The 26,693-nt window shown below is 72.1% G+C and carries 23 protein-coding genes and 3 pseudogenes; 13 read left to right on the top strand and 13 right to left on the bottom strand.

Annotated features, from left to right (window positions below; translation table 11 throughout):
* The first annotated feature begins 184 nt into the window (after positions 1-184).
* Positions 185-598, top strand: coding sequence for an SsgA family sporulation/cell division regulator (locus OG272_RS02335; RefSeq protein WP_326585246.1), 414 nt, complete (start codon positions 185-187; stop codon positions 596-598).
* A 39-nt stretch (positions 599-637) separates the two neighbouring features.
* Here the strand turns inward: OG272_RS02335 and OG272_RS02330 are convergent, their stop codons facing one another.
* The 3 genes from OG272_RS02330 to OG272_RS02320 all read right to left on the bottom strand — a co-directional run bounded on the left by OG272_RS02330 (position 638) and on the right by OG272_RS02320 (position 4,197).
* On the bottom strand, positions 638-1,738 hold the full coding sequence (locus tag OG272_RS02330; RefSeq protein WP_405892350.1) for a chemotaxis protein: 1,101 nt from the start codon (positions 1,736-1,738) through the stop codon (positions 638-640).
* A gap of 166 nt (positions 1,739-1,904) precedes the next feature.
* Positions 1,905-2,435, bottom strand: coding sequence for a DUF4232 domain-containing protein (locus OG272_RS02325; protein ID WP_327731722.1), 531 nt, complete (start codon positions 2,433-2,435; stop codon positions 1,905-1,907).
* 124 nt (positions 2,436-2,559) lie between these two features.
* Entirely contained in the window at positions 2,560-4,197 is a 1,638-nt protein-coding gene (locus OG272_RS02320) for an alpha/beta hydrolase (protein ID WP_328222239.1), read from the bottom strand.
* Between the two features lie 326 nt (positions 4,198-4,523).
* On the opposite strand from OG272_RS02320, the gene OG272_RS02315 reads away from it, so the two are divergent.
* A complete protein-coding gene (locus OG272_RS02315; RefSeq protein WP_405892348.1) occupies positions 4,524-5,372 on the top strand; it encodes a GNAT family N-acetyltransferase in 849 nt (282 codons plus the stop codon).
* Here OG272_RS02315 and OG272_RS02310 read toward each other — a convergent pair.
* Entirely contained in the window at positions 5,350-6,504 is a 1,155-nt protein-coding gene (locus OG272_RS02310; RefSeq protein ID WP_405892347.1) for an acyltransferase family protein, read from the bottom strand. The two genes, OG272_RS02315 and OG272_RS02310, sit on opposite strands and share 23 nt — an antisense overlap.
* A 61-nt stretch (positions 6,505-6,565) precedes the next feature.
* A complete protein-coding gene (locus tag OG272_RS02305; protein ID WP_405892346.1) occupies positions 6,566-7,069 on the bottom strand; it encodes a nucleoside deaminase in 504 nt (167 codons plus the stop codon).
* Positions 7,070-7,286: 217 nt separating this feature from the next.
* On the opposite strand from OG272_RS02305, the gene OG272_RS02300 reads away from it, so the two are divergent.
* Positions 7,287-8,078: a GNAT family N-acetyltransferase gene (locus OG272_RS02300; RefSeq protein ID WP_326585253.1), complete on the top strand. Its 792-nt coding sequence runs from the start codon at positions 7,287-7,289 to the stop codon at positions 8,076-8,078.
* Between the two features lie 57 nt (positions 8,079-8,135).
* On the opposite strand, the gene OG272_RS02295 is transcribed toward OG272_RS02300, so the two are convergent.
* From OG272_RS02295 to OG272_RS02285, 3 genes are all read right to left on the bottom strand, one after another.
* Positions 8,136-9,014 carry a GNAT family N-acetyltransferase gene (locus tag OG272_RS02295; RefSeq protein WP_405892344.1) on the bottom strand — a complete coding sequence of 293 codons (879 nt, stop codon included), beginning with the start codon at positions 9,012-9,014 and terminating at the stop codon, positions 8,136-8,138.
* A 300-nt stretch (positions 9,015-9,314) separates the two neighbouring features.
* The gene (locus OG272_RS02290; protein WP_405892343.1) at positions 9,315-9,578 is read right to left on the bottom strand and encodes a GlsB/YeaQ/YmgE family stress response membrane protein; all 264 of its coding nucleotides are present in this window, start codon (positions 9,576-9,578) and stop codon (positions 9,315-9,317) included.
* A gap of 500 nt (positions 9,579-10,078) precedes the next feature.
* Entirely contained in the window at positions 10,079-11,311 is a 1,233-nt protein-coding gene (locus OG272_RS02285) for an aminoglycoside phosphotransferase family protein (RefSeq protein ID WP_405892341.1), read from the bottom strand.
* Positions 11,312-11,428: 117 nt separating this feature from the next.
* On the opposite strand from OG272_RS02285, the gene OG272_RS02280 reads away from it, so the two are divergent.
* A complete protein-coding gene (locus tag OG272_RS02280; protein WP_405892339.1) occupies positions 11,429-12,199 on the top strand; it encodes an ArsR/SmtB family transcription factor in 771 nt (256 codons plus the stop codon).
* A gap of 116 nt (positions 12,200-12,315) precedes the next feature.
* Here the strand turns inward: OG272_RS02280 and OG272_RS02275 are convergent, their stop codons facing one another.
* Entirely contained in the window at positions 12,316-12,765 is a 450-nt protein-coding gene (locus OG272_RS02275; RefSeq protein WP_328222234.1) for an SPW repeat protein, read from the bottom strand.
* Positions 12,766-12,856: 91 nt separating this feature from the next.
* Positions 12,857-13,459 (bottom strand): sigma-70 family RNA polymerase sigma factor, encoded by a 603-nt coding sequence (locus tag OG272_RS02270; RefSeq protein WP_328222233.1) that lies wholly within the window; start codon positions 13,457-13,459, stop codon positions 12,857-12,859.
* 101 nt (positions 13,460-13,560) lie between these two features.
* Between OG272_RS02270 and OG272_RS02265 the strand changes: the two genes are divergently transcribed.
* On the top strand, positions 13,561-14,640 hold the full coding sequence (locus OG272_RS02265) for a MerR family transcriptional regulator (RefSeq protein WP_328222232.1): 1,080 nt from the start codon (positions 13,561-13,563) through the stop codon (positions 14,638-14,640).
* Here the strand turns inward: OG272_RS02265 and OG272_RS02260 are convergent.
* Positions 14,550-15,935: a deoxyribodipyrimidine photo-lyase gene (locus OG272_RS02260; protein WP_326585972.1), complete on the bottom strand. Its 1,386-nt coding sequence runs from the start codon at positions 15,933-15,935 to the stop codon at positions 14,550-14,552. The genes OG272_RS02265 and OG272_RS02260 overlap by 91 nt on opposite strands.
* A 483-nt stretch (positions 15,936-16,418) precedes the next feature.
* On the opposite strand from OG272_RS02260, the gene OG272_RS02255 reads away from it, so the two are divergent.
* Both OG272_RS02255 and OG272_RS02250 read left to right on the top strand, forming a co-directional pair.
* Positions 16,419-16,925, top strand: coding sequence for a MarR family winged helix-turn-helix transcriptional regulator (locus OG272_RS02255; RefSeq protein WP_326585261.1), 507 nt, complete (start codon positions 16,419-16,421; stop codon positions 16,923-16,925).
* 176 nt (positions 16,926-17,101) lie between these two features.
* Positions 17,102-19,192, top strand: coding sequence for an MMPL family transporter (locus OG272_RS02250; RefSeq protein WP_405892338.1), 2,091 nt, complete (start codon positions 17,102-17,104; stop codon positions 19,190-19,192).
* Positions 19,193-19,226: 34 nt separating this feature from the next.
* Here the strand turns inward: OG272_RS02250 and OG272_RS02245 are convergent.
* Positions 19,227-20,123, bottom strand: a pseudogene (locus OG272_RS02245) (LysR family transcriptional regulator); the annotation flags it as partial.
* Between the two features lie 137 nt (positions 20,124-20,260).
* Here OG272_RS02245 and OG272_RS02240 point away from each other — a divergent pair.
* The 6 genes and pseudogenes from OG272_RS02240 (at position 20,261) to OG272_RS02215 (ending at position 26,011) form a co-directional block, all read left to right on the top strand.
* Entirely contained in the window at positions 20,261-20,344 is an 84-nt protein-coding gene (locus OG272_RS02240) for a putative leader peptide (protein ID WP_405895973.1), read from the top strand.
* A gap of 152 nt (positions 20,345-20,496) precedes the next feature.
* Positions 20,497-21,668 (top strand): annotated as a pseudogene (sfnG, locus tag OG272_RS02235) (dimethylsulfone monooxygenase SfnG).
* Positions 21,669-21,733: 65 nt separating this feature from the next.
* Positions 21,734-22,951 (top strand): acyl-CoA dehydrogenase family protein, encoded by a 1,218-nt coding sequence (locus OG272_RS02230; protein WP_405892337.1) that lies wholly within the window; start codon positions 21,734-21,736, stop codon positions 22,949-22,951.
* A 59-nt stretch (positions 22,952-23,010) separates the two neighbouring features.
* Positions 23,011-23,565 carry an NADPH-dependent FMN reductase gene (ssuE, locus tag OG272_RS02225; protein WP_326585265.1) on the top strand — a complete coding sequence of 185 codons (555 nt, stop codon included), beginning with the start codon at positions 23,011-23,013 and terminating at the stop codon, positions 23,563-23,565.
* 3 nt (positions 23,566-23,568) lie between these two features.
* Positions 23,569-24,816, top strand: a complete 1,248-nt coding sequence (locus OG272_RS02220; protein WP_405892334.1) for an SfnB family sulfur acquisition oxidoreductase — start codon at positions 23,569-23,571, stop codon at positions 24,814-24,816.
* 52 nt (positions 24,817-24,868) lie between these two features.
* Entirely contained in the window at positions 24,869-26,011 is a 1,143-nt protein-coding gene (locus OG272_RS02215; protein ID WP_327731737.1) for an LLM class flavin-dependent oxidoreductase, read from the top strand.
* 301 nt (positions 26,012-26,312) lie between these two features.
* Here OG272_RS02215 and OG272_RS02210 read toward each other — a convergent pair.
* A pseudogene (locus tag OG272_RS02210) lies at positions 26,313-26,438 on the bottom strand (GNAT family N-acetyltransferase); the annotation flags it as partial.
* Positions 26,439-26,693: the final 255 nt, after the last annotated feature.

Here is a 26,693-nt window from a genome sequence, read left to right as displayed (position 1 = left end):
GTGAACCCGGCCTCGTCGACGCCTCCGCGTGAGCCCGAAGGTCGCGGCGCGGGTGACATGGGTCACAGAGGTGAATCCAGGGAGCCGTCTCATGCGAAAGCCCTCCGCGAGGTCGAGAAGGCACGTCGGCGCACCCGGTCGGCCCGCACCGCAGGAAGAGCTTCACCCGAAACGGAGACCGTTCATGACCGTCACGCTGGAACAGCCCGCCCGCGCTCTCCTCATCACCGCCGAGGACCGGGAGGTCCCGGTGCCCGCGAGCCTGCGCTATTCCTCCGACGATCCGCTGGCCGTGCACCTCGACTTCCCGGCCGACATCTCGCTGAACGGTTCCATGGTGACCTGGACCTTCTCCCGCGAACTGCTGGAGGAAGGCGTGCGGGCCCCCGCCGGCGCCGGCGACGTGCACATCTGGCCCTGCGGCCGCTTCCGCACGGTGGTCGAACTGCACTCCCCGTACGGCATGGCCCTGCTCCGGTTCGAGAAGGCGGCTCTCCAGCGCTTCCTGGTGCGCAGCTACGCCGTCGTCGGCGCCGGGAGAGAAGAGCTGGGCCCGGCCCTCGACCGGGGCCTGACGACCCTCCTCGGCGGTGTCTGACACCCGTCCCGAGGTGTGCCGGCGTGCGACGGCCGGGGTTCAGTACCGCAGGACGCCCGCGATGCCCCGGGCGTCGCCCAGCGTGCCGTCGGGGACGAAGCGGACCTCGGCGCCGGTGTCCAGACACCGCTCGACGATCTCGTCCACGATGTCCTCGCGGACGTCGAGGTCGCCGCTCTCGGCCGGGACGAGGTGCCCGCCGCCTCCGTCGGCGCGGACGGTCGTCCGGTAGTTCTCCTCCACGGCCAGAAGCTGGATGCGGCCCTGCTGGGCGTTCTGCCGGACCTCGTCGACCCCGGCGGCGAACGCCTTGTGGCCGCGGGCCGCTTCGAGCCGCCGGGCGACGGTGTCGACGTTCCTGCGGTCCTCGGCGGCGATCAGGGGCCCGACCGCCTGCCACACGGCCTCCGGGGTGCCGTGCGCGAGACCGCCGTGCGGGATGTGCGTGGCGTCCCTGGTGACCGTGCCGATCTCGTCGAACAGGGACAGCGCGGCCGTCTCCCCGGTGAGGTACGCGGGCCGGGGCCGAGCGCGCAGCAGCCGGGCCAGCGCGGTGTCGGCGTCACGCAGGAAGCGGCGGGTGTCCTCGTCGCGGAAGGCGGACGGCAGGTCGCCGATCCGCTCCTGCCGCTCGGCGTCGAAGTTGTCGCGGTCCCTGGTCAGCGGGAACCCGCCGGTGTGCGCCTCGGAGACGCGGTCGCCGCCGCCGTTCCACAGGGTGACCCGGTCCGAGGAGACCGAGAGCACCCAGAACGGCCGCTCGGCGGCCTGCGCGGCCACCAGGTTCCGGGTGAGGAAGGTGTCCGCGAGCACCACCCGCTCCGGCACCGGACGGGCCAGCGACCACACCTGGTGCTCACCGGGCGCCGCGAAGATCGCCAGGCCGTCCTCGGCGTGCGTCAGATCCACCTCGGACAGGGCCTGGTCCAGCTGTTCGACGACGTCGTGGCGCCGCTCCCGCGTGACCGCGGGATCGTGCTCCAGTCGCTTCTTCGCCTCGGCCACCACATTGCGCAGCCGGACCGGATCCTGGGTGTTCTCGGGTTCCCGGCGGTGGGTCGGCGTCAGCACCGACACCGCGGGGTAGGGCCGCGGGCGGCGCAGTTCGGTGAGGGTCGTGGGACTGAGGGCATGCTCCATGACTTCACGATAGGACTGATTCGCGTGTCGGGCATTTGGGGTAAGAAGGCTCCCGCCGCAGGCGGCCTCGGCGGTCGCAGGAGGGCAGCGAAGGAGCCCGTCGGCGCGCACCGGTGATGGGGCGCGCGCCGACGGGCTCGTCGATGCCGTGCGGCTGCCGTGAGGGTCAGCCGACTTCCTTCTTGAGCGCCTTGTCGGCGGCGGCCTTGGACGGCTTCCACCAGGTCGTCACCGGCTCCCAGACCTTCACCTTCTTGCTCGCGCCCAGCTGCTTCGCGGTGAAGGTACGGCCGTTGAGGTTGGGGTTGGCCGACACGGTGATCGTGCCGACGCGACGGGCGTCCGGGTCCTTGAGGTCGGCGATCGTACGGACGGCCGCGTACACCGTCTTCCCCGAGCCGACCTTGTACGGCCCGCTCTCGCCCGACGGCACCGGCAGGGCCGCCCCGTCGAGGTCGCCGAAGGTGACGACGGGAAGGCGGTCGATCGTGCAGGTGCGCGTGCCGGTGTTCTTGACGCTGATGTGCACGACCCGCGCGTCCTTGGACTGCTTGGCCCCCAGCTTGAGGACCTTCGCCTTGCAGACCGGGGTCTTCGCGGCGGGCTGGGCGGCCAGCCCCTGCGGGGCGGCGGTGAGGAGCAGAGCGGCGCCGGCGGCCGCCGCGGTCGAGACGGTGAGGAAGGAACGGATACGCATCGGTGGAATCCCCCAGTTTTGGTCACGTACGGGTACGGCACGCGCAAAGGCGACGCCTGCCCAGTGTGACGCGCCGAGTGCGCGCGGGGTTGTACCCGACCCGTGCGTGTTACACGCCCGATGCTCAATCGTCGGCTCCGCAGGAACTTCCGTCGTCCGGCAGCGTCCCGAACAGCAGGAAGTCGTCGACCTTCGCGTGCACGCACTTGGACGACCCGTACCCAGTGTGCCCCTTGCCCTTGTTGTCGAGGACGACCGCCGAGGAGCCGAGCCGCTCAGCCGTCTCCACGGTCCAGCGGTACGGGGTGGCCGGGTCGCCCCGGGTGCCCACGAGCAGCATCTTCGGGGTGTCGACGTCCCGCACCTCGTCGCGGATGTAGTCGGTGCCCGCCGGGCGGCCGTGGCACATCAGCACCTGGGTGAGCCGGTACCGGCCGAACACGGGGGAGGCGTCCTCGTAGGCCGCGCGCAGGTCCTTCAGGTTGTCGGTGATCTTCTTGGCGGTGGGCCGGTCGGGGTCGTCGGCGCAGTTGATCGCCATGAGCGCGGCCGGAAGGTTGTCCGGCGGGACCTCCCCGGCGTCGACGAGCCCGCTGTGTGGGGTCGGGGTGCCGGACGCGCTGGGCTCGGGAGGCTCGTGCGGGCGGGCCGGCGCCGAGGACCGGTACGGGACGGTCGTCGGGGCGAAGCCGCCGCCCGTGAGTGCCACGACGCCCCGGGTGTCCCCGTCGTGGACGAGCATGTTGAGCGCCTGGGTGAGCATCGGCCACATCTGTTCGCTGTAGAGGGCGTGGCTGATGGCGCCCACCAGGTCCTGGCCCGTGAAGTCCTGCCCGAAGTCCGACGGCACGGGGTACTCGTCGAGCGAGTCGACCAGCGCCACGACCTGCTCACGGGCGGAGCGGGAGTCCTGTCCGAACGGGCACGTCAGCTCCTCGGTGCACGCGTCGAGGTAGTCCTCCAACGCGGTCTGCTGGCCCGCGGCACCCACCAGACCCTGCTCGGCCAGCGGCTCGGTCAGGGTGTCCACCCCGTCGAGGACCATCCGGCCCACCTTCTCGGGGAACTGCGCCGCGTACACCGCGCCCAGCCGGGTGCCGTAGGAGAAGCCGAGGTAGTTGAGTTTCTTGTCGCCGAGGGCGGCGCGCATCACGTCCAGGTCGCGGGAGGCGCTGGCTGTGCCGATGTACGGCAGCACCGGGCCGGAGTGCTTCCTGCACGCGGCCGCGGCCCGCCGCAGCTGCTTGAGGGCGGCCTGCGGGTCGTTCGCGTCCTCGCCGCTGTCGGTCGCCTCGAGTGCCTCGTCGGTGCCGTCGCCGCAGCTGACGGGAGACGATCGGCCCACGCCGCGTGGATCGAAGGTGACGACGTCGTAGCCGTCGGTGAGATCCATGAAGTCCTTGCCGCCGTAGGCGAGTTCGGGGACGCCCGGGCCGCCGGGGCCGCCGAAGTTCAGCAGCAGCGAGCCGCGCGAGTCGCCGGTGGCCCGGTAGCGGGCCATCGCCAGGTCGAGGGTTCCGGCCTTGGGCCGGGTGTAGTCGATCGGCACGGTGACCTTGCCGCACCGCAGATCCTTGGGCATCTCCGTGCCCTCGCACTTCGACCACTTGATCTTCTGCTGGTAGAAGCGGGTCAGATCGGGCTGCTTGTCGTCCTGCTCGTCGTCGGCGCCCGCCGCCGTGGCCGGCAGTCCGGCCCCCAGCAGGGCCAGCACCGCGACCGCGGCTCCGGCGAGCGGGCGCCGTCTGTGCGTGGACCGCATGCGCGCCTCCAGGGACACCCGGCCGGGGCGGCCGGGGACAACCCCCGGATCACCATAGGCGGCCCCTCGCGGCCCCGCCTCCCGGCGGGCGGGCCGGGCGGGAGTGCCGTACCCTGCGCCGCGACGAGGCCGTGCGACGGCCGTGAGCAGGTCGCCCGTACGCGTGAACCGGGGCGTAGGACGGGTCAGGCGCCCGGCGATGTCGGCTGTTTCCCGCGTCGCGGGCACGATCGGGCGTCGGCGAGGATGCTGCGGGGTGCGGCCTACCACGCACCCGCGGTCGCCCGGCGACCGCGCACCCGTGACCTCAGCGAAGGAGCGCAGAGATGACCTCTCCGGGGCATCAGGACCTCGTCGTCACCCGGGCCACGCTCGACGACTGGGCGGTGGTCGCCCGGTGGGCGGGGGACGAGGGCTGGAACCCGGGGCTCTCGGACCCGGCGTGCTTCTTCGCGCAGGACCCCGAGGGCTTCTTCATCGGCCGGCTCGACGGGGAACCGGTCTCGTCCGTCTCCGTCGTGAACTACGGCGACGGATACGCCTTCCTCGGCTTCTATCTGGTCCGCCCGGATCTGCGGGGCCGGGGCCACGGCCTCGCCACCTGGAAGGCCGCCCTCGCCCACGCGGGAGGCCGCGCGGTCGGCCTGGACGGCGTCGTCGCGCAGCAGGACAAATACCGGCAGTCCGGCTTCGAGCCCGCCCACCGCACCTTCCGGTACTCGGGCGTCGTGCCCGGGACACCCGTGCCCGACGGTGTCCGGCCGGTCGAGGACGCAGCCTCCCTCGCCGCGTACGACAGTGCCTGCCACCCGGCCGACCGCCCCCGTTTCCTGCGGCACTGGCTCACCGCCGACGGACACCGGGCCCTCGCGCGCGTCGTCGACGGGCGGCTCACCGGCTACGGCGTCATCCGTCCCGGCCGGGACGCCCTGCGGATCGGCCCGCTGTTCGCCGACACCGCCGCCGACGCCCGTGCGCTCCTCGCCGGACTGGCCGCCGAGGCCGCCGGCCGCGAGCTGGCCGTCGACGTGCCGGAGCCGAACACGGCCGCCGTGGCGCTGGTCGAGGAGTACGGTCTGACACCCTCCTTCGAGACGGCCCGTATGTACACCGGCCCGATCCGGCCGTACGCGGCGGAGCGCGTCTTCGGGGTCACGACTCTGGAGCTCGGCTAGGCGCAGGGGCGGCGTCGCCGGCGACCCCGGCCGGGGGAGCGGCCTTGGTCGGCGGGGCGTCGCCCTTCCTGAACGCCCACTCCATGCGCGGCTCGACGACACAGCGGAGCGCCGCCCGTACGGGCGCGGTGCACAGCAGGGTGATGCCGCCGACCGCGAGGGCCGTGACCGCGAGTTCCCCGAGCGGGGTGTGCAGCCACTCCACGGCGTACCAGTCCCGGAAACGCGCCCACTTGATCACGAAGCCGTGCAGCAGATAGCCGTACATCGTGCCCGCGCCGAGCGCCGTGAACCACAGCTGCCGGCGCGGCACCCAGGCCAGGAAGCAGGCCGTCAGCAGCACCGCCAGACTGAACAGGGCGGGCGTGGTCAGCACCCCCGCCCAGCGGGACACGCCCTGGCCGGTGACGCTGCCCCGGTGGTAGAACCAGCCGGCGTCGAACCACGGCGCCACCCCGTACGCCACCACGAGCGCTCCCAGCCCGACCGGGAACAGACACAGCCGTACCCGGCGGGTGCGCAGCCGCTCGAAGTGCTCGGGCCGCAGGGTCAGGCCCAGCACGAAGAACGGCAGGAAGCCCAGCACGCGCTGGATGGAGACGTCGCCGCCGAGATCCGGTGACACCGCCGCCAGCATCGCCAGACCCAGCGCCACCGGCAGCGGGTGGCGCAGCATCAGCCACAGGGGCGTGGTCAGCCGCCAGATGAAGAGAGCGACCAGGAACCACATCACGTACCAGGGATCCAGCAGGCTCAGCGGATAGCCCGGATCGTCCTGCGCCCACCGGTAGAACAGCGTGTACGCCGTCTCGAACACGACGTACGGCAGGACCACCCCCGTCATCAGCCGCTTCAGCCGGCCGGGCGCCATGTCGAAGCTTCGCGAGAAGTACCCGGAGATCAGGGCGAAGGCCGGCATGTGGAACGCGTAGACGGTCAGATGGGCGGCGGTCGCGGCCCGGCTGCCGTACGTCAGCGGCTCCCACGCGTGCCCGCAGGCCACCAGGACGATGGTCAGGTACTTCGCGTTGTCGAAGTACGGGTCCCGCGAGGCCCGCCTCGCCCGTGGCTTCTCCCGGTCGGGAGGGGCCGTGGGGGTGGGGCGGGTGTGCTGCACCACGTCTTCGGGCATCGGTGAAGGCTCTCCGGACTGCGACGACGGAACCCGGACCGCCTGCCCCGTCCCGCGGCTGTCAGTCATCGTCGGCGACGGCACCGACGGTTTTGGCGTGGAACCGCCGGTGCAGGGCCCGTACCTCCCCGGCCAGCTCCGGCACCGGCCCCTCGACCGCCACCCCGGGTGCGATCTCCCGTACGGGCAGCGTCCGCACCGGTGGCGCGGGTACCCCCAACTCGCCCAGCCAGGCGGCCAGTTGCTCGGACGAGGCGACGTACACGATACGGCCGAGACCCACCCAGGCGTGGGCGGCGGCGCACATCGGACAGTGCTCGCCCGAGGTGTACACGGTCGCCGCCGCGCGTTCCCCGGGGGTGAGCCGGGCGGCCGACCAGCGGGCCAGCTCGAACTCCGGGTGACGGGTGCGGCCACTGCCCGCCACCCGGTTGTGGTCCTCGGCCAGGACCGTGCCGTCACCGCCGACCAGGACCGAACCGAACGGTTCGTCTCCGGTCTCCAGTGCCTCGGTCGCGAGCTCCACGCAGCGTCGCAGGTACACCAGTTCGGACTCGTTCACCATGCTCGTACGCACCCTCCTCGTGGAGCGCTCGGCCGCGTTCCGCGGGGTGCACCCTACGGCGTGTGTCCGGGGCACACGTCCTTTCGCGAGCGACACCCGTACGGCCCCACCGGCCGGCTCAACGCAGGGCGCGGGCGAAGGCCCGTAGCGCTCCGGTGCGTGAGACGGCGGGTGAATTCCGTTGCCAGGGCGAACGACTGATGATGGAGTGAGCAGCATGGATCACGCTGCTGTGCTGGCACTGTTCGACCGGGACATGCGAGAGGGCGCCCGCCCCGACGGGCCCGGAGCCCGGATCGAGCGCGTCGGCGGGGTGGTGCGCCAGGTCGGCTTCGAGAACGGCTGGAGCGGCGTCGTCTGGTCCGACCTGGACGAGGCCGGAGCGGACGCGGCGATCACCGAGCAGATCCGGTACTTCTCCGGCCTCGGACGCGACTTCGAATGGAAGCTGTACGGCCACGATCTCCCGGTCGACCTGGGACAACGCCTGCGCGACGCCGGCTTCACGGCCGCTCCGGAGGAGACGCTGATGATCGCCGAGGTCGCCGACCTGACCCTCGACGTCGAGCCGCCCGAGGGCGTACGGCTGCTGCCGGTCACCGACCGTGAAGGTGTGGACATGGTGGCCGACGTCCATGAGAAGGCCTTCGGCACGGACAGCACCCGCCTGCGCCACCAGCTGCTGGCCCAGCTCACCGGGGACACCGAGTCGGTCGTGGCCGTCGTGGCCCTCGCCGGGGACGAACCGGTGAGCGCCGCCCGGATGGAGCTGCTCCCCGGCACGCGCTTCGCCGGCCTGTGGGGTGGCGGCACCGTCGAGGGCTGGCGCGGTCGCGGTGTCTACCGGGCCCTCGTCGCCCATCGCGCCCGCGTCGCCGCCGACCGCGGCTACCGCTACGTCCAGGTCGACGCGCTGGCCCTCAGCCGCCCGATCCTGGCCCGCCTGGGCTTCGAGCCGCTCACGACGACGACGCCGTACGAGTACGCGGTCGGGGGCGCGGCGGAGTGACCGGTTGCGGCGTCGCCGGGGGCCGATAGGTCGCCCAGAAGGTCGCGCCCCGGTGCGTCACAGGTCGAGCTGGTACTCGATCGCCGTGTGCGTGGGCCGGTAGCCGAGCGCGTCGTTGACCTGGCGCATGGGGATGTTGTTCTCGGCGGTGTCGGTGAGCAGCGCCAGGTCCGGGACCAGGCGGTGGGCGTGGAGGACCGCCTTCGCCTTCATCCAGAGCCCCAGCCCGTGACCCCGGTGCTCGGGCAGCACGGCGGTGCCGTAGTGCTGCCCGTCGCCCTTGCCGTCGCCCGGGAGGACGAGCTCCGAGAAGCCGACGATCGTGCCGCTTGACGTGTGTACCGAGGCCACGGTGTACAGCGAGTCGCCGCGCTGCGCGATCGCCTCGGCGGCGGCCACGACCCGTTCGACGTCCCAGACGACGGTGCCGTAGTCGGTGTCGCCCATCGGCATGTCGTCCATCGCGCGGCGCGACGCGGCGTAGGTTCGCGCGAGTTCGGCCGGTACGACGCCCGCCCAGCCGGTCAAGTGGTAGCCCGGGCGGGGCTGTTCGACGATCCGGGTGACGTGGTCCGGGTCGATCCCGGCGAGTTCGAGTCGGGCGTATGTCAGGGTCAGCACCCGGCGGAAGCCTCGTGCCGCGAGGAACGCGTCGCCGGGGGAGCCCTGTTCGGTCTGGGCGATGACCGCGCGGCGCCCCTCGTTCCGTGCCGAGGCGACCGCCTCGTCGAGCAGCGCGGCGCCGACGCCCTGCCGCCGCTCGGCCGGGTGCACGGTGACGTCCAGCTCCGCGAGATGCGTCTGCCCCTCCTTGGTGAACAGTCGCAGGAAGGCCGAGCCGAGGGGCGTGCCGTCCGCCCCGGATGCCAGCCAGGCCAGCCGGTGACTCGACGGAGTGGCGGCGGGGTCGGTCAGCTTGGTGAGGCGCGGGGGCAAGGGAACTCCGGAGCTGGTCGGCGGGCGAACGACGAGGGCCCGCCGACGCTAGCCGCCGGGCAGGACGACCCGCAACGGATTTCGGGCACGCGCGGTCTCCCGGCCCGCCGCGCTTCGGACGTACGCGAGCGTCGATCACCGTTCGGGAGGTACGCGAGCGCGAATCACCGTTCGGGACGTACGCGAGGGCCACGCGTCGTTCAGGACTTGTGCGCGCGCCGATCGCCGTTCGCGCCACATCCGTCAGCGCCGGGGGGCACCCGGGACGTACGCGCTCGCCGGCCGGTCGTCCCGCGGCCCTCAGCGTCGTGCCCTCGTGCGGTCCAGGGCCGCGATGCCCAGTGCCGCCAGACCGATCTGGATCAGCCACTCGGCCCAGTCGACGCCGTCGGTGTCGGCCACGCCGACCCCCGCGGCGATCGCGGAGCCGATCAGCGCGGCGACGATGCCGACGAGGATCGTCAGCAGGATGCCGATGCGCTGCCGACCCGGCACGACGAGCCGGCCGAGTATCCCGATGACGATGCCGATGATGATGGCACTGATGATGCCGTCGATCTCCATTGATCTCCGCCCCTGTTCGTCGGTTCCCCGCACCCCTGCGAGTGCCCTTCGAACGCGAGTGCAGTCCGCCCCCGTTTCACGTTCTTCACGAGAGCGTCACCCATCCCGTGACGGCCGGCACGTCCGCCGCGATGTCCATGACGGCGCATCCGTCGGTCGCGCCCCGGACGGTGTACGCGGGGGCCCGCTCGTCCAACACGCGTGCCTTGCGCGCACTGCCGGCCGGCTCCCGTTCCAGTTCGGAGCCGATCTCCCGTCCTCCGAGCCGCCGTTCGGCCGCGTCGTCGGAGGCGGTGAGGAGGACCGTACGATCCGTGCGTCGGCGCCCAGGGCCCGCTGGAAGGTGCCCGCGGTCTCGGTCAGTACGCTGAGGGTGTTGGTGTGGACGAGCCACCGGTAGCCGAGGTCGGCGTAGTTGCCCATTCAGCGGTGAGGTTCCGTCGGCGATACCTGCCGACCCCGGCCCGCCCGCCGATGAGCAGGACCTCCGCGCGGTCCGTCTAGCCCGCCACCTCCCCCGCCACCTCCAGGGAGTCGAAACCCGGCTGCGCGGCGGACCACAGCGCCCTCCGGATGACCGCCGCCGGATCCCCCGCGTGATACGGCCGCTCGGACGCCTCGATACCGTCGAGGAACTCCTGGTAGCGCACCGCGTACGAGAGGTGCGCCAGTGGTTCGGCCAGGGCGAGCGCGCGGGCGGGATCGCTCGCCGGGGCGTGGGTCTTCCAGGCGTCGACCCAGACGCGGACGGCCGCGGGGCGGACCGCCTCGGTGAGGAAGTCGTACAGGCGCAGGCAGTCCAGCACGGGGTTGCCCCAGTGGGCGTCGGCGAAGTCCACGACGACGGGTGGCCTGCCGTCGCTGCGCCAGTTGCCGGGATGGAAGTCGGCGTGGACCAGGGTGTCGGGGAGCCCGCAGGCGGCGAGTCGATCCCAGCGGGCCGTCAACTCCCGTGCGTCGTCGCGTTCTTGGTCGCTGATGTCCAACTCGACCCGTCCGTCCAGCAGTTCGTGGACCAGACCGCCGAGGACCCGGTCCCGCCGGTCCCGGAGTCCGGGCGGCCGTCGGCCGGCCAGCGCGGCCTGCGCGGCGACGAAACGGCGTACCCCGGCCTCGACCGTGGCGGCGTCGGCCGCCCAGCAGTCCTCGCCGGGGATGTGCTCCAGCAGCACCCGCCGCTCTCCGGAGGCGAGAACCGTCGGCACCAGTTCCGCGTCCACCCGGGCGAACGCGGCGATGACCGCGGCCTCGTCCGTGGCGAAGCGCGGGGTCGCCTTGAGCCAGACCGGCCCCTGCCCGGTGGGTAGTCGGAAGAGGCCCGCCAGGTTCCAGGTGCGCCGCTGCTCGACCGGTCCCGTCATCGGCCGCCCCAGAGCGGCCAGCGTCTCCGAGGCCCAGTCGATCAGTTCCCGCAGCCCGTCGGCCCGCCCCCACGGTGAGCGAAGAGCGTCGTCCATGTCCAACAGCCCCTGATGCACCGGGCGTTGCTCCAGCGCCCCGGGCACCGGCCGCTCCAACGCCTCGACGTGGTACGTCACATGCCCGTCGCGCCCGCTCTCGCCACCGTCCACCTCCAGCAGCCGCAGTACGAGCACGGGCACCCCGAGCGTGCGCCGCAACCGCCCCACGACGGGCTCGACCTCGGCCCACCACGGGACGTCGACGGGGAAAGGGCCGGTGACGCCGAGGAAGTCCGCACCCGATGTCACCCATGCGCTGAAGGTTCGACTCACGGCGACAGCCTGAAGGGCGTGACGGATGGCGGCCAACGAATATCGAAGCGGTCGCCGATTGACATGCAGGTAATTGCCTGCATAACGTGGAGTGTGCGATCAGAGGGTGACCCGGACATGGACAAGGTCTTCAAGGCGCTGGCCGACGAGACGCGCAGGAGGCTGCTGGACCGGCTGCACGAGCACAACGGGCAGACGCTGGGCGAGCTGTGCGAGCGGATCGACATGGCCCGGCAGTCCGTCACGCAGCACCTGTCCGTCCTGGAGGCCGCCCACCTGGTCACTACGGTGCGGCGTGGGCGGGAGAAGCTGCACTACCTCAATCCGGTCCCGCTCCACGAGATGCAGGAGCGGTGGATCGACAAGTTCGAGCGCCCGCGGCTGAGAGCGCTCGGTGCCGTGAAACGACGAGCCGAGGAAGCCAAGGCCGACAAGCCCACCTACGTGTACGTCACCTATATCGCGAGCACGCCCGAGAAGGTCTGGGAGGCGCTCACCAGCGCCGATCTGACCGCCGACTACTGGGGCCACCGCAACGAGTCGGACTGGCGGCAGGGCTCACGCTGGGCCCATGTCCGCACCGACGGCTCCGGCGTCGAGGACGTCGTCGGCACGGTCGTGGAGAGCGACCCCCCGGCCCGGCTGGTCACCACCTGGGCCTCGCCCGAGAACGAGGGCGAGGGGGACGCGTACTCACGGGTGACCTTCGACATCGAGCGGCACGCCGACATCGTGCGGCTCACCGTGACCCACGAGGACCTGCCGGACGAGGGCGCGCTCGCCGAGGTGTCCTTCGGCTGGCCCGCGGTGCTGTCCAACCTCAAGTCGCTGCTGGAGACCGGCAGTGTGCTGCCGCAACAGCCGTGGGAGGTGCCGCGCACCCGGTGAGGGTCCGGTCGGTGCGGCCGGTGTGGGGCCCGGTCCGGTGGGCCGGGGCGCGGCGACGGCCGACCCGCCGGAGCGGATCGGCCGCCGTTACCCCTCGCGGGCGTTCCTGTTTACACCTATGGCGTGCGGCCCGCACGTGTGCCGCCCTTGGCCGAGACGCCGGCGCACATCAGTCCCAGCATCAGTGCCAGGCAGCCGATGATGATGTTGTTGACCACGACACCGGCGTCCGGGCTGTCACCGACGATCCACGCCGAGACGATCATCCAGACTCCCAGCGCGCACATGGCCCAGCTCAGGCCGTACATCCTCTCCGGTGCGGCGGTGAAGCCGAGGGCCAGCAGGCCGATCGCGATGCCCATGATGAGGTTGTGGGGCGCCAGCGCGGGCTGGCTCGTCGTGTAGTGGAGTATCCACGGGGACACGGCGCAGTACAGACCGAGGAGGAACACCGGTCCGTCCACGAGCGCCACATCGCGACCACCGAGCATGCGGGCATACCGGGCCTGCATTTCGGGTGCGTCGGGGTGGCTGGAGATGTCACTCCTGTGTGAGACGTTGGCCATGACTCGACTCCTTTGAACTCAGCAGGCCTGACCGCGTCTGGTGGGGTATGCGGTAAGCGCCGCGTATGTTCATCATGCGCTTATTTTGTCTTTATGTGTAGTGGTCGGAGGCGAGGGAAGAGCCGGGGCGGAATTCCTCTTCCAGGCGGCTGCGCAACCGTCGCAGTCCCCGCCGGGTGTGGCTCTTGACCGTGCCCAGGGGCAGGCCGGTGCGTTCCGCGATCTGGGTCTGGGTGAGGTCCTCGTAGAAGGACAGGTGGAGTACCTGCCGCTGGGGCCCGGGAAGCCTGGCGAGTTCGGCGCGGATCAGTGCGCGGTCGAGGACGGCCTCGGGGTGCGTGCGGCGGGAGTGGTCGGTGAGGGCGAGCGCGGTGCCCGCCGAGGTCACCAGGTCGGCCCGGCGCGTCCGCGCGGAGAGGGCGTCGGCGATCCGGCGCCGGGCGATTCCGACGATCCAGGCGCCCAGCGCGCCGCGCTCGCACCGGTAGCCGTGCCGGCCGCGCCACACGCCCAGGAACACCTGCTGGGTGACGTCCTCGGCCTCGCCCGCGTCGCCGAGACTGCGCCGCGCGAGCGCCTGCACCAGTGCCGACCAGCGGTGATAGGTGGCGGCCAGGCAGTCGTCGTCGCCCGCCACCAGGCCCCGCGCCAGCTCCTCGTCGGAGGGTGCGGTGCTCGGACACACAGGGCTCATGAGGGCGGCTCCTCACGGGAGGCGGTGCGCATGCCGCCATCGTGCGAGCCCGCGAGATCGGGCTTCAACTCGCATCGCTTCTGCATCGTATAGTCACCCTCATGGGTGCGTACGCGGAGGAGAACCCCGCCGAACCGGGGCTCACCAGCGGTGCCCTGGCCCGTCGACTGGGCGTCTCGCCCACGACGCTGCGTTCGTGGGACCGCCGCTACGGCATCGGACCCGCGGTCCGGGCCGACGGCCGGCACCGGCGCTGGACCCCGCAGGACGTGACGATGGTCGAGACGATGTGCCGGCTGACGTCCGCCGGGGTGCCACCGGCCGAGGCGGCACGTGTGGCGAAGGAGGGTGCCGGGACCCCGAGTGCGAGGGACGTGCGGGAGAGGGCCGGGGGTGCGCGGGTGCCGGACGGAGATCGTCCGCAGCGGTCACCCGTCTCCGGCCCGCCGTCTCCGGGAGACATCCGCAAGGAGTGCCGGGGCCTCGCCCGCGCCGCCGTACGCCTCGACGCTGCTGCCGTGGAGGAACAGTTGGCCGGAGCCGTCGAGCGGCACGGGCTCACGGTCGCCTGGCAGGAGGTGATGGTGCCGACGCTGCACGCGGTGGGCCGCAAGTGGGCGTCGTCCGGCGACCGCTACGTCGAGGTCGAGCACCTGCTGTCCTGGCACGTCTCCACCACCCTGCGCCGCCACGCCCGGCCGCCCGTGCCCCGCCACGACACCACCACCCCGGGCCCGGTCGTCCTGGCCTGCGTGCCCGGCGAACAGCACACCCTCCCGCTGGAGGCCCTCAACGCGGCACTCGGCGAACTCGGCCTGCCCGCCAGGATGTTCGGCGCGGCCGTCCCCGCCGAGGCCCTCACCGGGGCGGTCGACCGGCTCGGCCCGGCGGCCGTGGTCCTCTGGGCCCAGGCCCGCTCCACGGCGAGCCTGCCCCTGGCCCGCCATGTCGCCGCCATGCGCTGGGGCGTGAAGGGCGCCCGCCGGCAGCCGCTCCTCGTGCTGGGCGGCCCCGGCTGGCACGGGTGCCCCGCCCCGGGCACGGTCCGGCCGTCCTCGCTGGACGAGGCGACGGACGTGCTGTCCGGCCTCTACGGACGGGCGGCCCGACCGGTCCAGGACTTACGCCCCCGCAGGAACCGCTCCCGCCCCTCCGCCAACTCGACGATCGGCTCCGGATAGTCGAGCGCGGCACGATCCAGTCCCCGCAGCTTCCATGGCTCGTGCACCGCCGATCCCGCGACGTCCGCCAACTCCGGCACCCAGCGCCGTGCATACTCCCCCTCCGGGTCGTACCGCTTGGCCTGGGTGACGGGGTTGAGGACCCGGTTGGGGCGGGTGTCGGTGCCGGTCCCGGCCACCCACTGCCAGTTGAGCTGGTTGTTGGCCATGTCGCCGTCGACGAGGAGGTCCAGGAAGTGCCGGGCGCCGACGCGCCAGTCGACGTACAGCGTCTTGGTGAGGAAGCTCGCGGTCAGGAGCCGGCCGCGGTTGTGCATCCAGCCCTCGTGGCGGAGCTGGCGCATGGCCGCGTCGACCACCGGGTAGCCGGTACGGCCCTCCCGCCACGCCTCGACCTCGTCCGGAGCCGACCGCCAACGGTCGTGCCTGGCCCGGTAGTCCACGAACGCGGCCTCCGGTCGCACGGCCAGCACCTGGCGGTTGAAGTCCCGCCACGCGACCTGCCGTACGAACGCCTCGGCGCCCGGACCGCCCGCCCGGCGGGACCGGTGGACCAGCTCGACGGGGGAGAGGGTGCCGAAGTGCAGATGGGGCGAGAGCCGGGAGGTCGCGTCGCCCGCCAGGTCGTCGTGCCGGTCCCCGTACGCCTCGATGCCCGACCGCAGCCAGGCGGAGAGCCGTGCGCGGCCCTCCGTCTCACCGCCCGTCGCCAGCTCCGGAGAGAGTCCGGACAGCCGGTCGCGCGAGGGGAGTTCCTCCGAGCCGATGCCGTCCGGCACGCGCACGGCCCGCGGCGCGGCCAGCGCGTCGCGCAGCCGCTGCCGCGACCAGTGGCCGAAGTACGGCGTGAACACCGCGAAGTGGTCCGAGGAGGCCGGCGCCACCGCGCCGGGGTCCACGGCGGACGTCACCGTGTCGTGGACGTGCAGGCGCACGCCCTCGGCCTCCAGCGCGCGCCGCAGCCGTTCCTCGCGGTGCTGGGCGTACGCGCTGACGTCGGCCGCCAGGTGCACCTCGTCGGCGTCCGCCTCGGTGGCCACCTTGCACACCTCCTCCACCACGTCCCCGGAGCGCACCACGAGCCGGCCGCCCCGCTGACGCAGTCCCTCGTCGAGGTCGCGCAGACAGTCGGCGAGGAACGCCAGCCGGTTGGGTGCGGCGAACCCGGCCCCCGCCACGGCCCGGTCGCGCACGAACAACGGGACCACCTGCCGTGATCCGTCGAGGGCGGCGCGCAGCGGCGGATGGTCGTGCAGCCGCAGGTCGCAGGTGAACAGGACGACCGAGACGTTCATGGCGGACTCCGGGGAAAGGTGAAGACGGATCATGCACGCTTCCGGCCGGAGGCGCCCGGCGGATGCGCGGGCCGGAGGCGGAGGACCGGGACACGGGCCGCCGCACGGCACATTTCCGGGAAGGGGGCGCGGGCCCTCGCGCGGCGCGGATCAGGGGCGGATCAGGGGAGGGGCGCCCCCTCTCGCGCCTGGGCGGGCGCGTCCGCCACCGCCGCCCGTGCGGGCGATGTCGCGTGCCATGCCGCCGGTCCGCCGCCGGCGGCTCCGGGACGCGCCACCCGCCGATGCACCCGGTCGCACCGGTCACCGGGCAGAGCGGTCCGCTGCCGCGTTCGTCGTCGGTCATGGGTTCCTCGGTTCTTCGCGTTCGGTTCTCCGCGTCGGCGTGCCCAGGAATCACTTCCACCACGAGAGCGGTCATGGATGCGCCGGAGGGGCACCGCCGCGCGATCGGGTGATCGGTACGGCGGCTACGCTGACCGCGTGGCCACAGTGAACGACCCCGAGCGGCGGGCGGGGGAAGACGGGTCCGGCCGCCCCACGGCACCGACCGACCTGCACGCCTTCGCCGTCGCCCTGCGCCGGATGAACGGCGAGATCAACCGGCTGGTGCACGCGTTCGCGGGTGACCACGGACTGCACGCGACGGACGTCCAGGCCCTCGCGGCGATCCTGGACGCCGACGCGCCCATGACACCCAAACGTCTGCGTGAACACCTCGGACTGACCTCCGGAGCCGTCACCGCCTGCGTGGACCGGCTGGAGCGCGCCGGACACGTTCGCCGCGTCCGGGAGAGCGCCGACCGCCGTGTGGTCCACCTGTACTACGCGGCCGACGCGCGCTCGGCGGCCCGCACCTACTTCCGGCCCCTCGCGGAGGCGACCGAGGCCGCCCGTACCCGGTTCACCGGAGACGAACTGGGCGTGGTGCTGCGGTTCCTCGCGGCGATGAACGAGGAACTGGGCGCGGGCGCCGACCGTTCTCGCTGACCGGGTCGACCGGGTGCATCCAAGGACAGGGTGCATCGTGCATCCAAGGGACAGGGTGCATCCAAGGGCCGGGTGAGGACGGAAGACCAGGCGGCGTCTATGATCACGCCCGCCAACAAGTTCAATCATTGAGATTGTTTTTCGTTGAGATACATCCATCCGGAGCCTGGAGCACCATGTCCACCACCCCCCGGCGCCCTCGCCGGCTCGTTCCCTTCGCGCTGATCGCCGTCTGGCTCGTCATCGGAGGAGTCCTGGGCCCCTACGCCGGACGCCTCGGTGAGGTCGCCACCAACGACCAGGCCGCGTTCCTGCCGCGCAGCGCCGAATCCACCGAGGTCATAGCCGCCCAGCGGGCCTTCCGGGAGGACGAGGCGCTCCTGGCGATCGTCGTGTGGACGGGCCCGAGCCTTGCCGAGCGGCGCACCGCGGCCGACCGTGCCCTCGCCTCCCTCGACAGCACTCCCGGCGTGACGGGGCGGGTCTCGCCCGCACTGCTCTCCGAGGACCGCGAAGCCCTCCGAGGAGTGGTCCCGCTGCGGCCCGGCCTCGACGACGATCTGCCCGGCACCCTGGACCGGGTCCGCGCCGCCGCCGAACGCGTTCCCGGCACCACCGTCCGGATGGCGGGCCCCGCCGCGAGTCAGGCGGACCTCTCCGACGCCTTCGCCGGCATCGACGGTCTGCTGCTCGCCGTCGCGCTCCTCACCGTGCTGGTGATCCTGCTGCTCGTCTACCGCAGCGTCCTGCTCCCGCTGGTGATCATCCTCGGCGCGGTGTTCGCCCTCGGCCTCGCCTGCGCGGTCGTGTACGCGCTCGCCGACCACGGAGTCGTCCGCGTGGACGGACAGGTCCAGGGCATCCTGTCCATCCTCGTCATCGGCGCCGCCACCGACTACGCCCTCCTCCTCACCGCCCGCTTCCGGGAGGAACTCGGCGCGCGCACCGACCGTTTCGAGGCCATGCGGGCCGCGCTGCGGCAGTCCTGGGGCGCGATCGTGGCCAGCGCCGCGACCGTCGCGCTGGGCCTGCTCGCCCTGCTGCTCAGCGACCTCACCAACAACCGGGCGCTCGGGCCGGTCGGCGCCATCGGCATCGGCTGCGCCGTCCTCGCCACGCTCACGTTCCTGCCGGCCGTCCTCGTCGTGCTCGGCCGCGCCGCCTACTGGCCCGCCAGGCCGGGTGGCCGATCGGCCACCCCGCGCACCGGTGAAGGGGTGTGGCGGCGCGTCGCGGGCCTCGTCGACCGGGCGCCGCGCCGCGTGTGGGCGGCGACCCTGGTCGTCCTGCTGGCCGGGGCCGCCTTCTCGCCCGCGCTCACCTCCAAGGGCGTCCCCCTGGACGAGACCTTCGTCAACGACGCCCCCTCTGTCGCCGCCCAGAAGACGCTCGGCGAGCACTTCCCCGGCGGCTCGGGCAACCCCGCCGTGGTCGTCGCGGACGCGGACCGGCTGGACCGGGTGCTCGCCGCGGCCCGTGCGACCGACGGCGTCGCGACGGCGGCCGCCGTCGGCGGGCCCGGGCGACCCGGCGGTGCCCCCCTGGTCGTCGACGGACGTGTCCGGGTCGACGTCACCCTGGACGCCGCCGCGGACAGCGACGCCGCGAAGCGGACGGTGTCCCGCCTACGGGCCGCCCTGGACACCGTGCCCGGCGCGGACACCCTCGTCGGCGGCTACACCGCACAGCAGTACGACACCCTGCGCACCGCCGAACGCGACCGCACGCTGATCGTTCCGGTCGTCCTGGCCCTCATTCTGCTCATCCTGATTGGCCTGCTGCGTTCCCTGCTGCTGCCTGTCCTCCTGGTCGCCACGGTCGCCCTGAACTTCCTCGCCACGCTGGGCGTCTCCGCACTCGTCTTCCCGCACGTGTTCGGGTTCACCGGCACCGACCCGTCCGTGCCCCTCTACGGGTTCGTGTTCCTGGTCGCGCTGGGCGTCGACTACAACATCTTCCTCATGTCCCGGGTCCGCGAGGAGTCACTGCGGCACGGCGTACGCCAGGGCGTGCTGCGCGGGCTGGTCAGCACGGGCGGGGTCATCACCTCCGCGGGCGTGGTGCTCGCCGCGACGTTCGCCGCGCTGGGCGTGATCCCGCTCGCCTTCCTCGCCCAGATCGCCTTCATCGTGGCCTTCGGAGTCCTCCTCGACACCCTCGTGGTGCGCTCCCTGCTGGTGCCGGCGCTGGTACGGGACCTCGGCGAGCGCGCCTGGTGGCCGGGGAGCATGGCCTCCGGCGAGGCACGCGCCCACGACGAGCGGTGACCGTCCCGCGCCCGGGTCGGGACGAGGCCCGGGCGCCCACCGCCCGGGCCCGGCGGACGAACGCCTCGTGCAGGTCCCCCGCGGCCTGCGGCACGGAGTCCGCCCTGCGGCGCTGGAGCATCAGCAGGACCCGGGTGGTGTCATCGACGATCGGCCGGTGGACGAGCGCGCCCCGCCGCTCCAGAGGGTCGCCGATCACGCTGAAGTCCGGCAGGACCGTCGCCCCGAGCCCCTCCGCGACCAGCAGCTTGCCCATCTCGGCGCCGTCGGTGGAGTACGCGAAGGCCGGGTCGCGGCCGTCGAGGAGCCGGTGGACGAAGCGGTGCATGACGTACCCCGAGCGCATGCCGATCAGCGGTACGTCGAGCAGGTCGTCCACGGCCACCGCCGCCCGGGACGCCAGCGGGCTGTCCGGGCGGACGACCACCACCGGGCGGCCCCGCAGCAGCTCGGTGGCCTCGAACTCGGCGGGCACGTCGTCGCCGTCGAGGTGGTTGACGAGCCCGAGGTCGAAGGAGCCCTCCAGCAGGCCCCGGTGGATGTCGGTCTGCTGGGCGCCGACCACCTCGACCTGGGTGAGGGGATGCGTGGCGCGGAAGTCGCGGATCACCGGGATGAGCAGCGGCACGGTCGCCGCGTTGACCGTGCCCAGGCGGACCATACGGCTGATGCGGTGCTGTTCGCCCGCCGCGGCCCGCAGCCGGTCCACCGCGTCCAGCACCCCGACGATGTGCGGCAGCAACTCCCGGCCCGAGGCGCTCATCGTCGCGCCGGAACGCTTGCGCTCCAGCAGATCGACCCCGAGTTCGCGTTCCAGGTTCCGCACGGTCTCGCTCAACGCGGGCTGGGAGAGCCGTAGTTCCTCCGCGGCCCGGCGCAACGAACCGAGCCTGGTCACCGCCGTGATGTATTCCAACTGTTCTGTCCGCACGGCAGCAGAATGCGTGCCGATTTCCGGCCCGTTCAAGGGTTTCCCTGTCACACCTTCGTGAAATTCAATGGTCCGGGATTCGAGACCGGTCGGGTTCTCCTTGACGGTCGTCGACGACGGCTGTCACGATCGACGGCATGAAGATGCGACTGGACCTCACGCGGCGACGCCATGTCGACCTCGCGCGCCTCTCCAGCGCCTCCTGTCGCGCCGCGGCCTGATCACCTCCCCGCGATCCGCCGCGCGTATTGGCTTTTCCTCGCCTGAATTCCCCGCGCCCGCACACCCCTTGAGATACACGCGCCTCTCTTGGAGCGCCCGCGCACCCCCTTGAATTCGGCGTGCCCAAAACATTCCGCAACAGGAGTTCCGCATGCCCGCCGCGCCCGTGAAATTCGCCTATTGGGTCCCCAACGTCAGCGGGGGACTCGTCACCAGCAAGATCGAGCAGCGCACCGACTGGGGCTGGGAGTACAACCGCGAACTCGCCGTCCTCGCCGAGAACAACGGCTTCGAGTACGCCCTCAGCCAGGTCCGCTACATGGCCGGCTACGGCGCCGAGTATCAGCACGAGTCGACCGGCTTCAGCCTCGCCCTGCTCCTGGCGACCCAGCGTCTGAAGGTCATCGCCGCCGTCCACCCCGGCCTCTGGCATCCCGGCGTCCTCGCCAAGTTCGGCGCGACCGCCGACCACCTCTCCGACGGCCGCTTCGCCGTCAACGTCGTATCCGGCTGGTTCAAGGGCGAGTTCACCGCCCTCGGCGAGCCCTGGCTGGAGCACGACGAACTCCCCCAGTTCTCGGCTTCGCTCGAACCGGGGGGACCCCCATCCGCCGCTCCGAGGAGTTCATCCGCGCCCTGCGTCGGATCTGGACCGAGGACCACACCGAACTCGCCGGTGACTTCTACCGGTTGCGCGACTTCTCCCTCAAGCCCAAGCCCCTCAACACCCCCCAGCGCCCCCACCCGGAGATCTTCCAGGGCGGCAACTCCACCGCCGCACGGGCCATGGCCGGCCGGGTCTCCGACTGGTACTTCTCCAACGGCAAGGACTTCGACGGAGTCGTCGAACAGATCGAGGACGTACGCGCCTCCGCCGCCCAGATCGGCCGTGCGGCGCCGAAGTTCGGGCTCAACGGCTTCCTCATCGCCCGCGACACCGAGGCCGAGGCCCGCGACACCCTGCGGGAGATCGTCGCGAACGCCGACCGGGAGGCGGTCGAGGGGTTCGGCGCCGCCGTCAAACAGGCCGGACAGTCCACCGGCGACGGCAAGGGCATGTGGCAGGACTCCGGCTTCGAGGACCTCGTCCAGTACAACGACGGCTTCCGTACGGGGCTGATCGGCACCCCCGAGCAGATCGCCGAACGGATCGTCGCCTACAAGAAGCTCGGCGTCGACCTCTTCCTTCTCGGATTCCTCCACTACCACGAGGAGGTCGAGTACTTCGGCCGCCGTGTGCTGCCGCTCGTACGCGAGCTGGAGGCCCAACTCCCCGACAGCGAAATCGAGTCCGAGCCCGCGTCCGTTCCTCTGCACGTCTGACCGCTCCCACCGCCACCGCAACACCCCACTGCTTGCGCACCGCACTGCGAAAGAGGTCATCACGCATGAGCACCGCCACCCCCACCGACTGGAAGACCGGCCCCGCGCCGCGGACCGCCCAGGAGTGGATCGCCCGCGCCGGCGAGGTCGCCGCCGTCCTCGCCACCGACGCCGCCGAGCGCGACCGCGCCGGAGCCACCCCGTACGCCGAGGTCCAACTGCTGAAGGACTCCGGCCTCGTCACCCTGCTCGGCCCCACCGAGCACGGCGGCGCGGGCCAGGACTGGCCCACCGCCTACCGGGTCGTCCGCGAGGTTGCCAAGGCCGACGGCTCCATCGGCCAGCTCCTCGGCTACCACTACCTCTGGAACTGGGCCGCCCGGCTGGTCGGCACCCGCGAACAGTGGGAGCACGTGGAGGCCGAGGCCGCCCGGGGCCGCTGGTTCTTCGGCGGGGCCGTCAACCCGCGCGACAAGGACGTCGTGGTCACCGAGGACGGCGACGACCTCGTCTTCACCGGTCGCAAGTCCTTCTCCACCGGCAGCAAGGTCTCCGACGTCACCGTCATCGAAGGCGTCCTGGAGGGCACCGACAGCCACGTCTTCGCGATCGTCCCCTCCGACAGCGAGGGCCTGACCTTCCACGACGACTGGGACAACATCGGCCAGCGGCTCACCGAGAGCGGCGGCGTCACCCTCGACGGCGTCCGCACCCCGTGGTCCTCCGCGGCCGGCTACGTCGACAAGGAGTTCCGGCCCCGCACGTACAACACCCTCAACGTCCCCACCATCCAACTCGTCTTCGTCAACTTCTACCTCGGCATCGCGGCCGGCGCTCTGGAGACGGCGGCGACGTACACCCGTACGAAGTCCCGGCCGTGGCTGCACGGCGGACACGAGCGCGCGGTCGACGAGCCGTACGTCATCGATGTCTACGGCGATCTGACCGCCAAGCTCTGGGCGGTCGAGGCCCTCGCCGACACCGTCGCCGCCGAGGGACAGCGACTGCACGACGACCCCGACGCCGTCACCGAGAAGACGCGCGGCGACTTCGAGGTCAGGGTGGCGGCCGTCAAGGCGCGCGCCACCGATGTGGCCCTGGAGATCGCGAACAGCGTCTTCGAGGTGACCGGCGCCCGCTCGACAGCCACCTCCGAGGGGCTCGACCGCTTCTGGCGCGACATCCGTACCCACACCCTCCACGACCCGGTGGCCTACAAGCGCCGCGAGGTCGGCCGCTGGGTCCTCGAAGGCGAACTGCCCGAACCCACCTGGTACTCCTGACCACTCCCTTCCGGGGTGCCCGTCCGTACGGGCACCCCGGGCTCCCAGAAAGAGGACCCATGGCCACCGTCCTGTCCGTCTCCGGCAGCCCCTCCGTCTCCTCCCGCACCGCGAAGCTCGTGCGCCACCTGGACGCCCGTCTGATCGCCCAGGGCCATGAGGTCGTGCCGCTCGACATCCGCACCATTCCCGCCGAGGCCCTGCTCGGGGCGGACTTCAAGCACCCGGCCATCGTCGAGGCCACCGCACTCTTCGAGCGCGCCGACGGCATCGTCATCGGCACGCCCGTCTACAAGGCCGCCTACTCCGGGGTCCTCAAGGCCCTGCTCGACCTGCTCCCGCAGTACGCCCTCACCGGCAAGACCGTGCTGCCCCTGGCCACCGGCGGCACCACCGCCCACGTCCTCGCCATCGACTACGCCCTGCGGCCGGTGCTCAGCTCCATGGGCGCCCGGCACATCGTCCCCGGCTGGTTCACCCTCGACAAGGACATCACCGTCGGCGAGGACGGCAAGGTGTCGGTCGCCCCGGCCACGGCCGAGGCCCTCGGTCAGGTCGTCGACCAGTTCCTCACCGCGCTCGGCCCCGCGCCGGTCCTGGCCGCCGCGAGCTGACCCATGACCGACGCCCCCACCGACGCCCCGGCCGGCTCCCTGTCCGATGCCACCGCCGATTCCCCGGCCGCCAAGGTCATCGCCGACGACGTCGAGGCCCTGACCGTCGCCGCCGCCGCGCTCGCCGAGGAGTTCCGTGCCGGGGCCTCGGAGCGGGACGCCGAACGGCGGCTTCCGCGCGCCGAGTTGGACCGGCTCTCCGCCTCCGGGCTGCTGGCCGTCACCGTGCCCGCCGAGTACGGGGGAGCGGATGTGCGCCAGGAGACCCTGGCGGAGGTCTTCCGACTGCTCGCCTCCGCCGACGCGAGCCTCGCCCAGATCCCGCAGAGCCACTTCGCATACGTCAACGTGATCCGACGCCAGGGAACGGCCGAGCAGCGCGAGTTCTTCTTCGGGGAGCTCCTCGCCGGGCGTCGCTTCGGCAACGCCCAGTCCGAGGCGGGCACCAGACACATCCAGGACATCCGCACCCGGCTCACGCGACAGGAAGACGGCTCGTACCTCCTCAGTGGGGTGAAGCACTACGCCACGGGCGCCCTGTTCGCCCACTGGATCCCGGTGCTCGCGCGGGCGGAGGACGACGATCTGCACGTCGCGTACGTGCCCGGGGACGCCCCGGGCGTCACGGTCGTCGACGACTGGGACGGCCTCGGCCAGCGGACGACCGCCGGCGGCACGGTCCGGCTGGAGGAGGTATCCGTCCCGGCGGACCGGGTCCTGCCGCACCACCTCACCTTCCGGGGTCCCCAACTCCACGGTGCTGTCGCCCAGTTGCTGCACGCGGCGATCGACGTCGGGATCGCCGACGGCGCGCTCGCGGAGGCGGTCGCGTTCGTGCGCACCAAGAGCCGGCCCTGGTTCGAGAGCGGCTTCGAGACGGCGGCCGAGGACCCTCTGCTGATCCAGCGCTTCGGTGAACTCGTTGTCCAGGCACGGGCGTCGAGGGCTCTGCTGCGGGAGGCGGCCCGTGAGGTCGACGCGGCCCGCGCCGACCTCACCGACGACTCCGCGGCCGAGGCCTCCATCGCCGTGGCCGCCGCGAAGGCGCACGCGGCGCACACGGCCGTCGAGATCTCGGGCGCCCTCTTCGAGGTCTCCGGCACCCGCTCCGCCCTCAACTCCGCGAATCTGCACCGTTATTGGCGCGACGCCCGCACCCACACCCTGCACGACCCGGCGCGCTGGAAGGTCCAGCACATCGGCCGGTACGTGCTCAACGGCACCCGACCCCCACGCCACGGCCTGCTCTGAAGGGCGACCCCGATGACCTGTCGCCGCGGGCCTTCCTGATCGGAGACCCCACGTGTCCCTCACCTTCCACTGGTTCCTGCCCACCAACGGCGACAGCCGACACGTCGTCGGCGGCGGCCACGGCACCCCCGCCACCGAGTCGGGCCGGGACCGACCGCCGACGGTCGCCTATCTGAGCCAGATCGCCCGCGCAGCCGAGGACCTCGGCTTCGTCGGCGCGCTCACCCCCACCGGTGCCTGGTGCGAGGACGCCTGGCTGACGACCGCGATGGTCAGCCAGAACACCGAACGTCTGAAGTTCCTGGTCGCCTTCCGGCCGGGCTTCGTCTCGCCCACGCTCGCCGCCCAGATGGCCTCCACCTTCCAGCGGCACACCGACGGGCGGCTCCTCCTCAACGTCGTCACCGGCGGCGAGGGCCATGAGCAGCGCGCCTATGGCGACTTCCTCGACAAGGACGACCGTTATCGCCGTACCGGTGAATTCCTGGAAGTCGTGAGGGAGTTGTGGGAGGGCAGGACCGTCGACCTGAAGGGTGAGCACCTCCGGGTCGAGGACGCGAGGCTGGCCCGAGTGCCCGATCCGGTGCCCGAGGTGTACTTCGGCGGCTCCTCACCCATCGCCGGGGAGATCGCCGCCCGGCATGTCGACGTCTACCTCACCTGGGGCGAGCCGCCGGCCAAGGTCGCCGAGAAGATCGCCTGGATCAAGGGGCTGGCGGCGAAGGAGGGCCGCACCCTCCGCTTCGGTATCCGGCTGCATGTCATCACCCGTGACACCGCCGAGCAGGCCTGGGCGGAGGCGAACCGGCTGCTCGACGGCTTCGATGCCGAGACCGTACGGTCCGTCCAGGCCGGACTGGCCCGCAGCGAGTCCGAGGGGCAGCGGCGCATGCTCGCCCTGCACGGCGGCAACCGGGACGGCCTGGAGATCCACCCCAACCTCTGGGCCGGCATCGGCCTGGTGCGCGGCGGCGCTGGTACCGCACTGGTGGGCAGCCACGAAGAGGTCGCCGAGCGCATCAAGGAGTATCACGCCCTCGGCATCGACGAGTTCGTCCTCTCCGGCTACCCGCACCTGGAGGAGGCGTACTGGTTCGGCGAGGGCGTCCTCCCTCGCCTCGCCGCCCAGGGCCTGTGGCGCCACCCTTTCGCCAAGCCGACGGTCCCTACGGCACAGGTGCCGTTCGCGAGCTAGTGCCGGGGCAGGCAACGTTTGCCCCGTCGCGACGCCCGGCACGCTCCCCCGCTGCCTCAAGGGCGCGGGAGGTGCCCCCACTCGCCGCACCGGACGCAAGCCCAAGTACCTCCAGTACGAGGACTTGCGCCCGGCACGCCGAGAGCACGCACCGGACGCCGCTCCTTGACGGGCAAACGATGCCTGCCGCGGCTAGAGGGCACAGCGGCGAAAGCGAGTGGCCGGGGGCGGGCGGTGGGCGGCAGCGGGCCGCACCGGGCGCTCGCACCCAGCCGCACCAGGCGCCGGCACAGCGTGACGCTCACACCGCGCGCTCCATGCACACCAGTTGCTCCCGCTCGTCCCATGACGCGGTGACGCCGAAGCCCTGCCGTTCATAGAGGGCGATGGCCCCGGTCCGCCAGTTCCACACCGACAGCCGCACGGTGGGTGGATTCAACTGGTCGTCGCAACACTTTGATCTCGGAGGTGTGCGACGTGGCCACGGCGGACTGGAGTTTGAAGACCAGCGATGTTCCGGAGGGTCGGCGTCGGCAGTGGCGCGCTGATCGTGCGTTGCGGCCGGCGATGCGTTCGCCGGGGCGGCCTGATCCGTCTCGAGTCGTGCAGCGCCAGTTCTGGCGGCTGATCGCCACGGGGGTCACGACGGTGGAGGCGTCGTTGGCGGTCGGCGTGTCGTGGC

Source organism: Streptomyces sp. NBC_00104 (assembly GCF_045160825.1).
Lineage (GTDB): Bacteria > Actinomycetota > Actinomycetes > Streptomycetales > Streptomycetaceae > Streptomyces.
Note: the sequence above shows the minus strand (reverse complement) of the source record. Positions and strands in the feature narration are given on the sequence as shown.

Excerpts from the sequence above, each read along its gene's own strand:
- OG272_RS02275 (WP_328222234.1), bottom strand. The coding sequence starts at position 12,765 with ATGGCCAACGTCTCACACAGGAGTGACATCTCCAGCCACCCCGACGCA.
- OG272_RS02280 (WP_405892339.1), top strand. The coding sequence starts at position 11,429 with ATGGACAAGGTCTTCAAGGCGCTGGCCGACGAGACGCGCAGGAGGCTG.
- OG272_RS02265 (WP_328222232.1), top strand. The coding sequence starts at position 13,561 with ATGGGTGCGTACGCGGAGGAGAACCCCGCCGAACCGGGGCTCACCAGC.
- OG272_RS02310 (WP_405892347.1), bottom strand. The coding sequence starts at position 6,504 with ATGCCCGAAGACGTGGTGCAGCACACCCGCCCCACCCCCACGGCCCCT.
- OG272_RS02260 (WP_326585972.1), bottom strand. The coding sequence starts at position 15,935 with ATGAACGTCTCGGTCGTCCTGTTCACCTGCGACCTGCGGCTGCACGAC.
- OG272_RS02270 (WP_328222233.1), bottom strand. The coding sequence starts at position 13,459 with ATGAGCCCTGTGTGTCCGAGCACCGCACCCTCCGACGAGGAGCTGGCG.
- OG272_RS02230 (WP_405892337.1), top strand. The coding sequence starts at position 21,734 with ATGAGCACCGCCACCCCCACCGACTGGAAGACCGGCCCCGCGCCGCGG.
- OG272_RS02335 (WP_326585246.1), top strand. The coding sequence starts at position 185 with ATGACCGTCACGCTGGAACAGCCCGCCCGCGCTCTCCTCATCACCGCC.
- ssuE (WP_326585265.1), top strand. The coding sequence starts at position 23,011 with ATGGCCACCGTCCTGTCCGTCTCCGGCAGCCCCTCCGTCTCCTCCCGC.
- OG272_RS02315 (WP_405892348.1), top strand. The coding sequence starts at position 4,524 with ATGACCTCTCCGGGGCATCAGGACCTCGTCGTCACCCGGGCCACGCTC.
- OG272_RS02325 (WP_327731722.1), bottom strand. The coding sequence starts at position 2,435 with ATGCGTATCCGTTCCTTCCTCACCGTCTCGACCGCGGCGGCCGCCGGC.
- OG272_RS02305 (WP_405892346.1), bottom strand. The coding sequence starts at position 7,069 with ATGGTGAACGAGTCCGAACTGGTGTACCTGCGACGCTGCGTGGAGCTC.
- OG272_RS02300 (WP_326585253.1), top strand. The coding sequence starts at position 7,287 with ATGGATCACGCTGCTGTGCTGGCACTGTTCGACCGGGACATGCGAGAG.
- OG272_RS02220 (WP_405892334.1), top strand. The coding sequence starts at position 23,569 with ATGACCGACGCCCCCACCGACGCCCCGGCCGGCTCCCTGTCCGATGCC.
- OG272_RS02290 (WP_405892343.1), bottom strand. The coding sequence starts at position 9,578 with ATGGAGATCGACGGCATCATCAGTGCCATCATCATCGGCATCGTCATC.
- OG272_RS02320 (WP_328222239.1), bottom strand. The coding sequence starts at position 4,197 with ATGCGGTCCACGCACAGACGGCGCCCGCTCGCCGGAGCCGCGGTCGCG.
- OG272_RS02330 (WP_405892350.1), bottom strand. The coding sequence starts at position 1,738 with ATGGAGCATGCCCTCAGTCCCACGACCCTCACCGAACTGCGCCGCCCG.
- OG272_RS02240 (WP_405895973.1), top strand. The coding sequence starts at position 20,261 with ATGAAGATGCGACTGGACCTCACGCGGCGACGCCATGTCGACCTCGCG.
- OG272_RS02250 (WP_405892338.1), top strand. The coding sequence starts at position 17,102 with ATGTCCACCACCCCCCGGCGCCCTCGCCGGCTCGTTCCCTTCGCGCTG.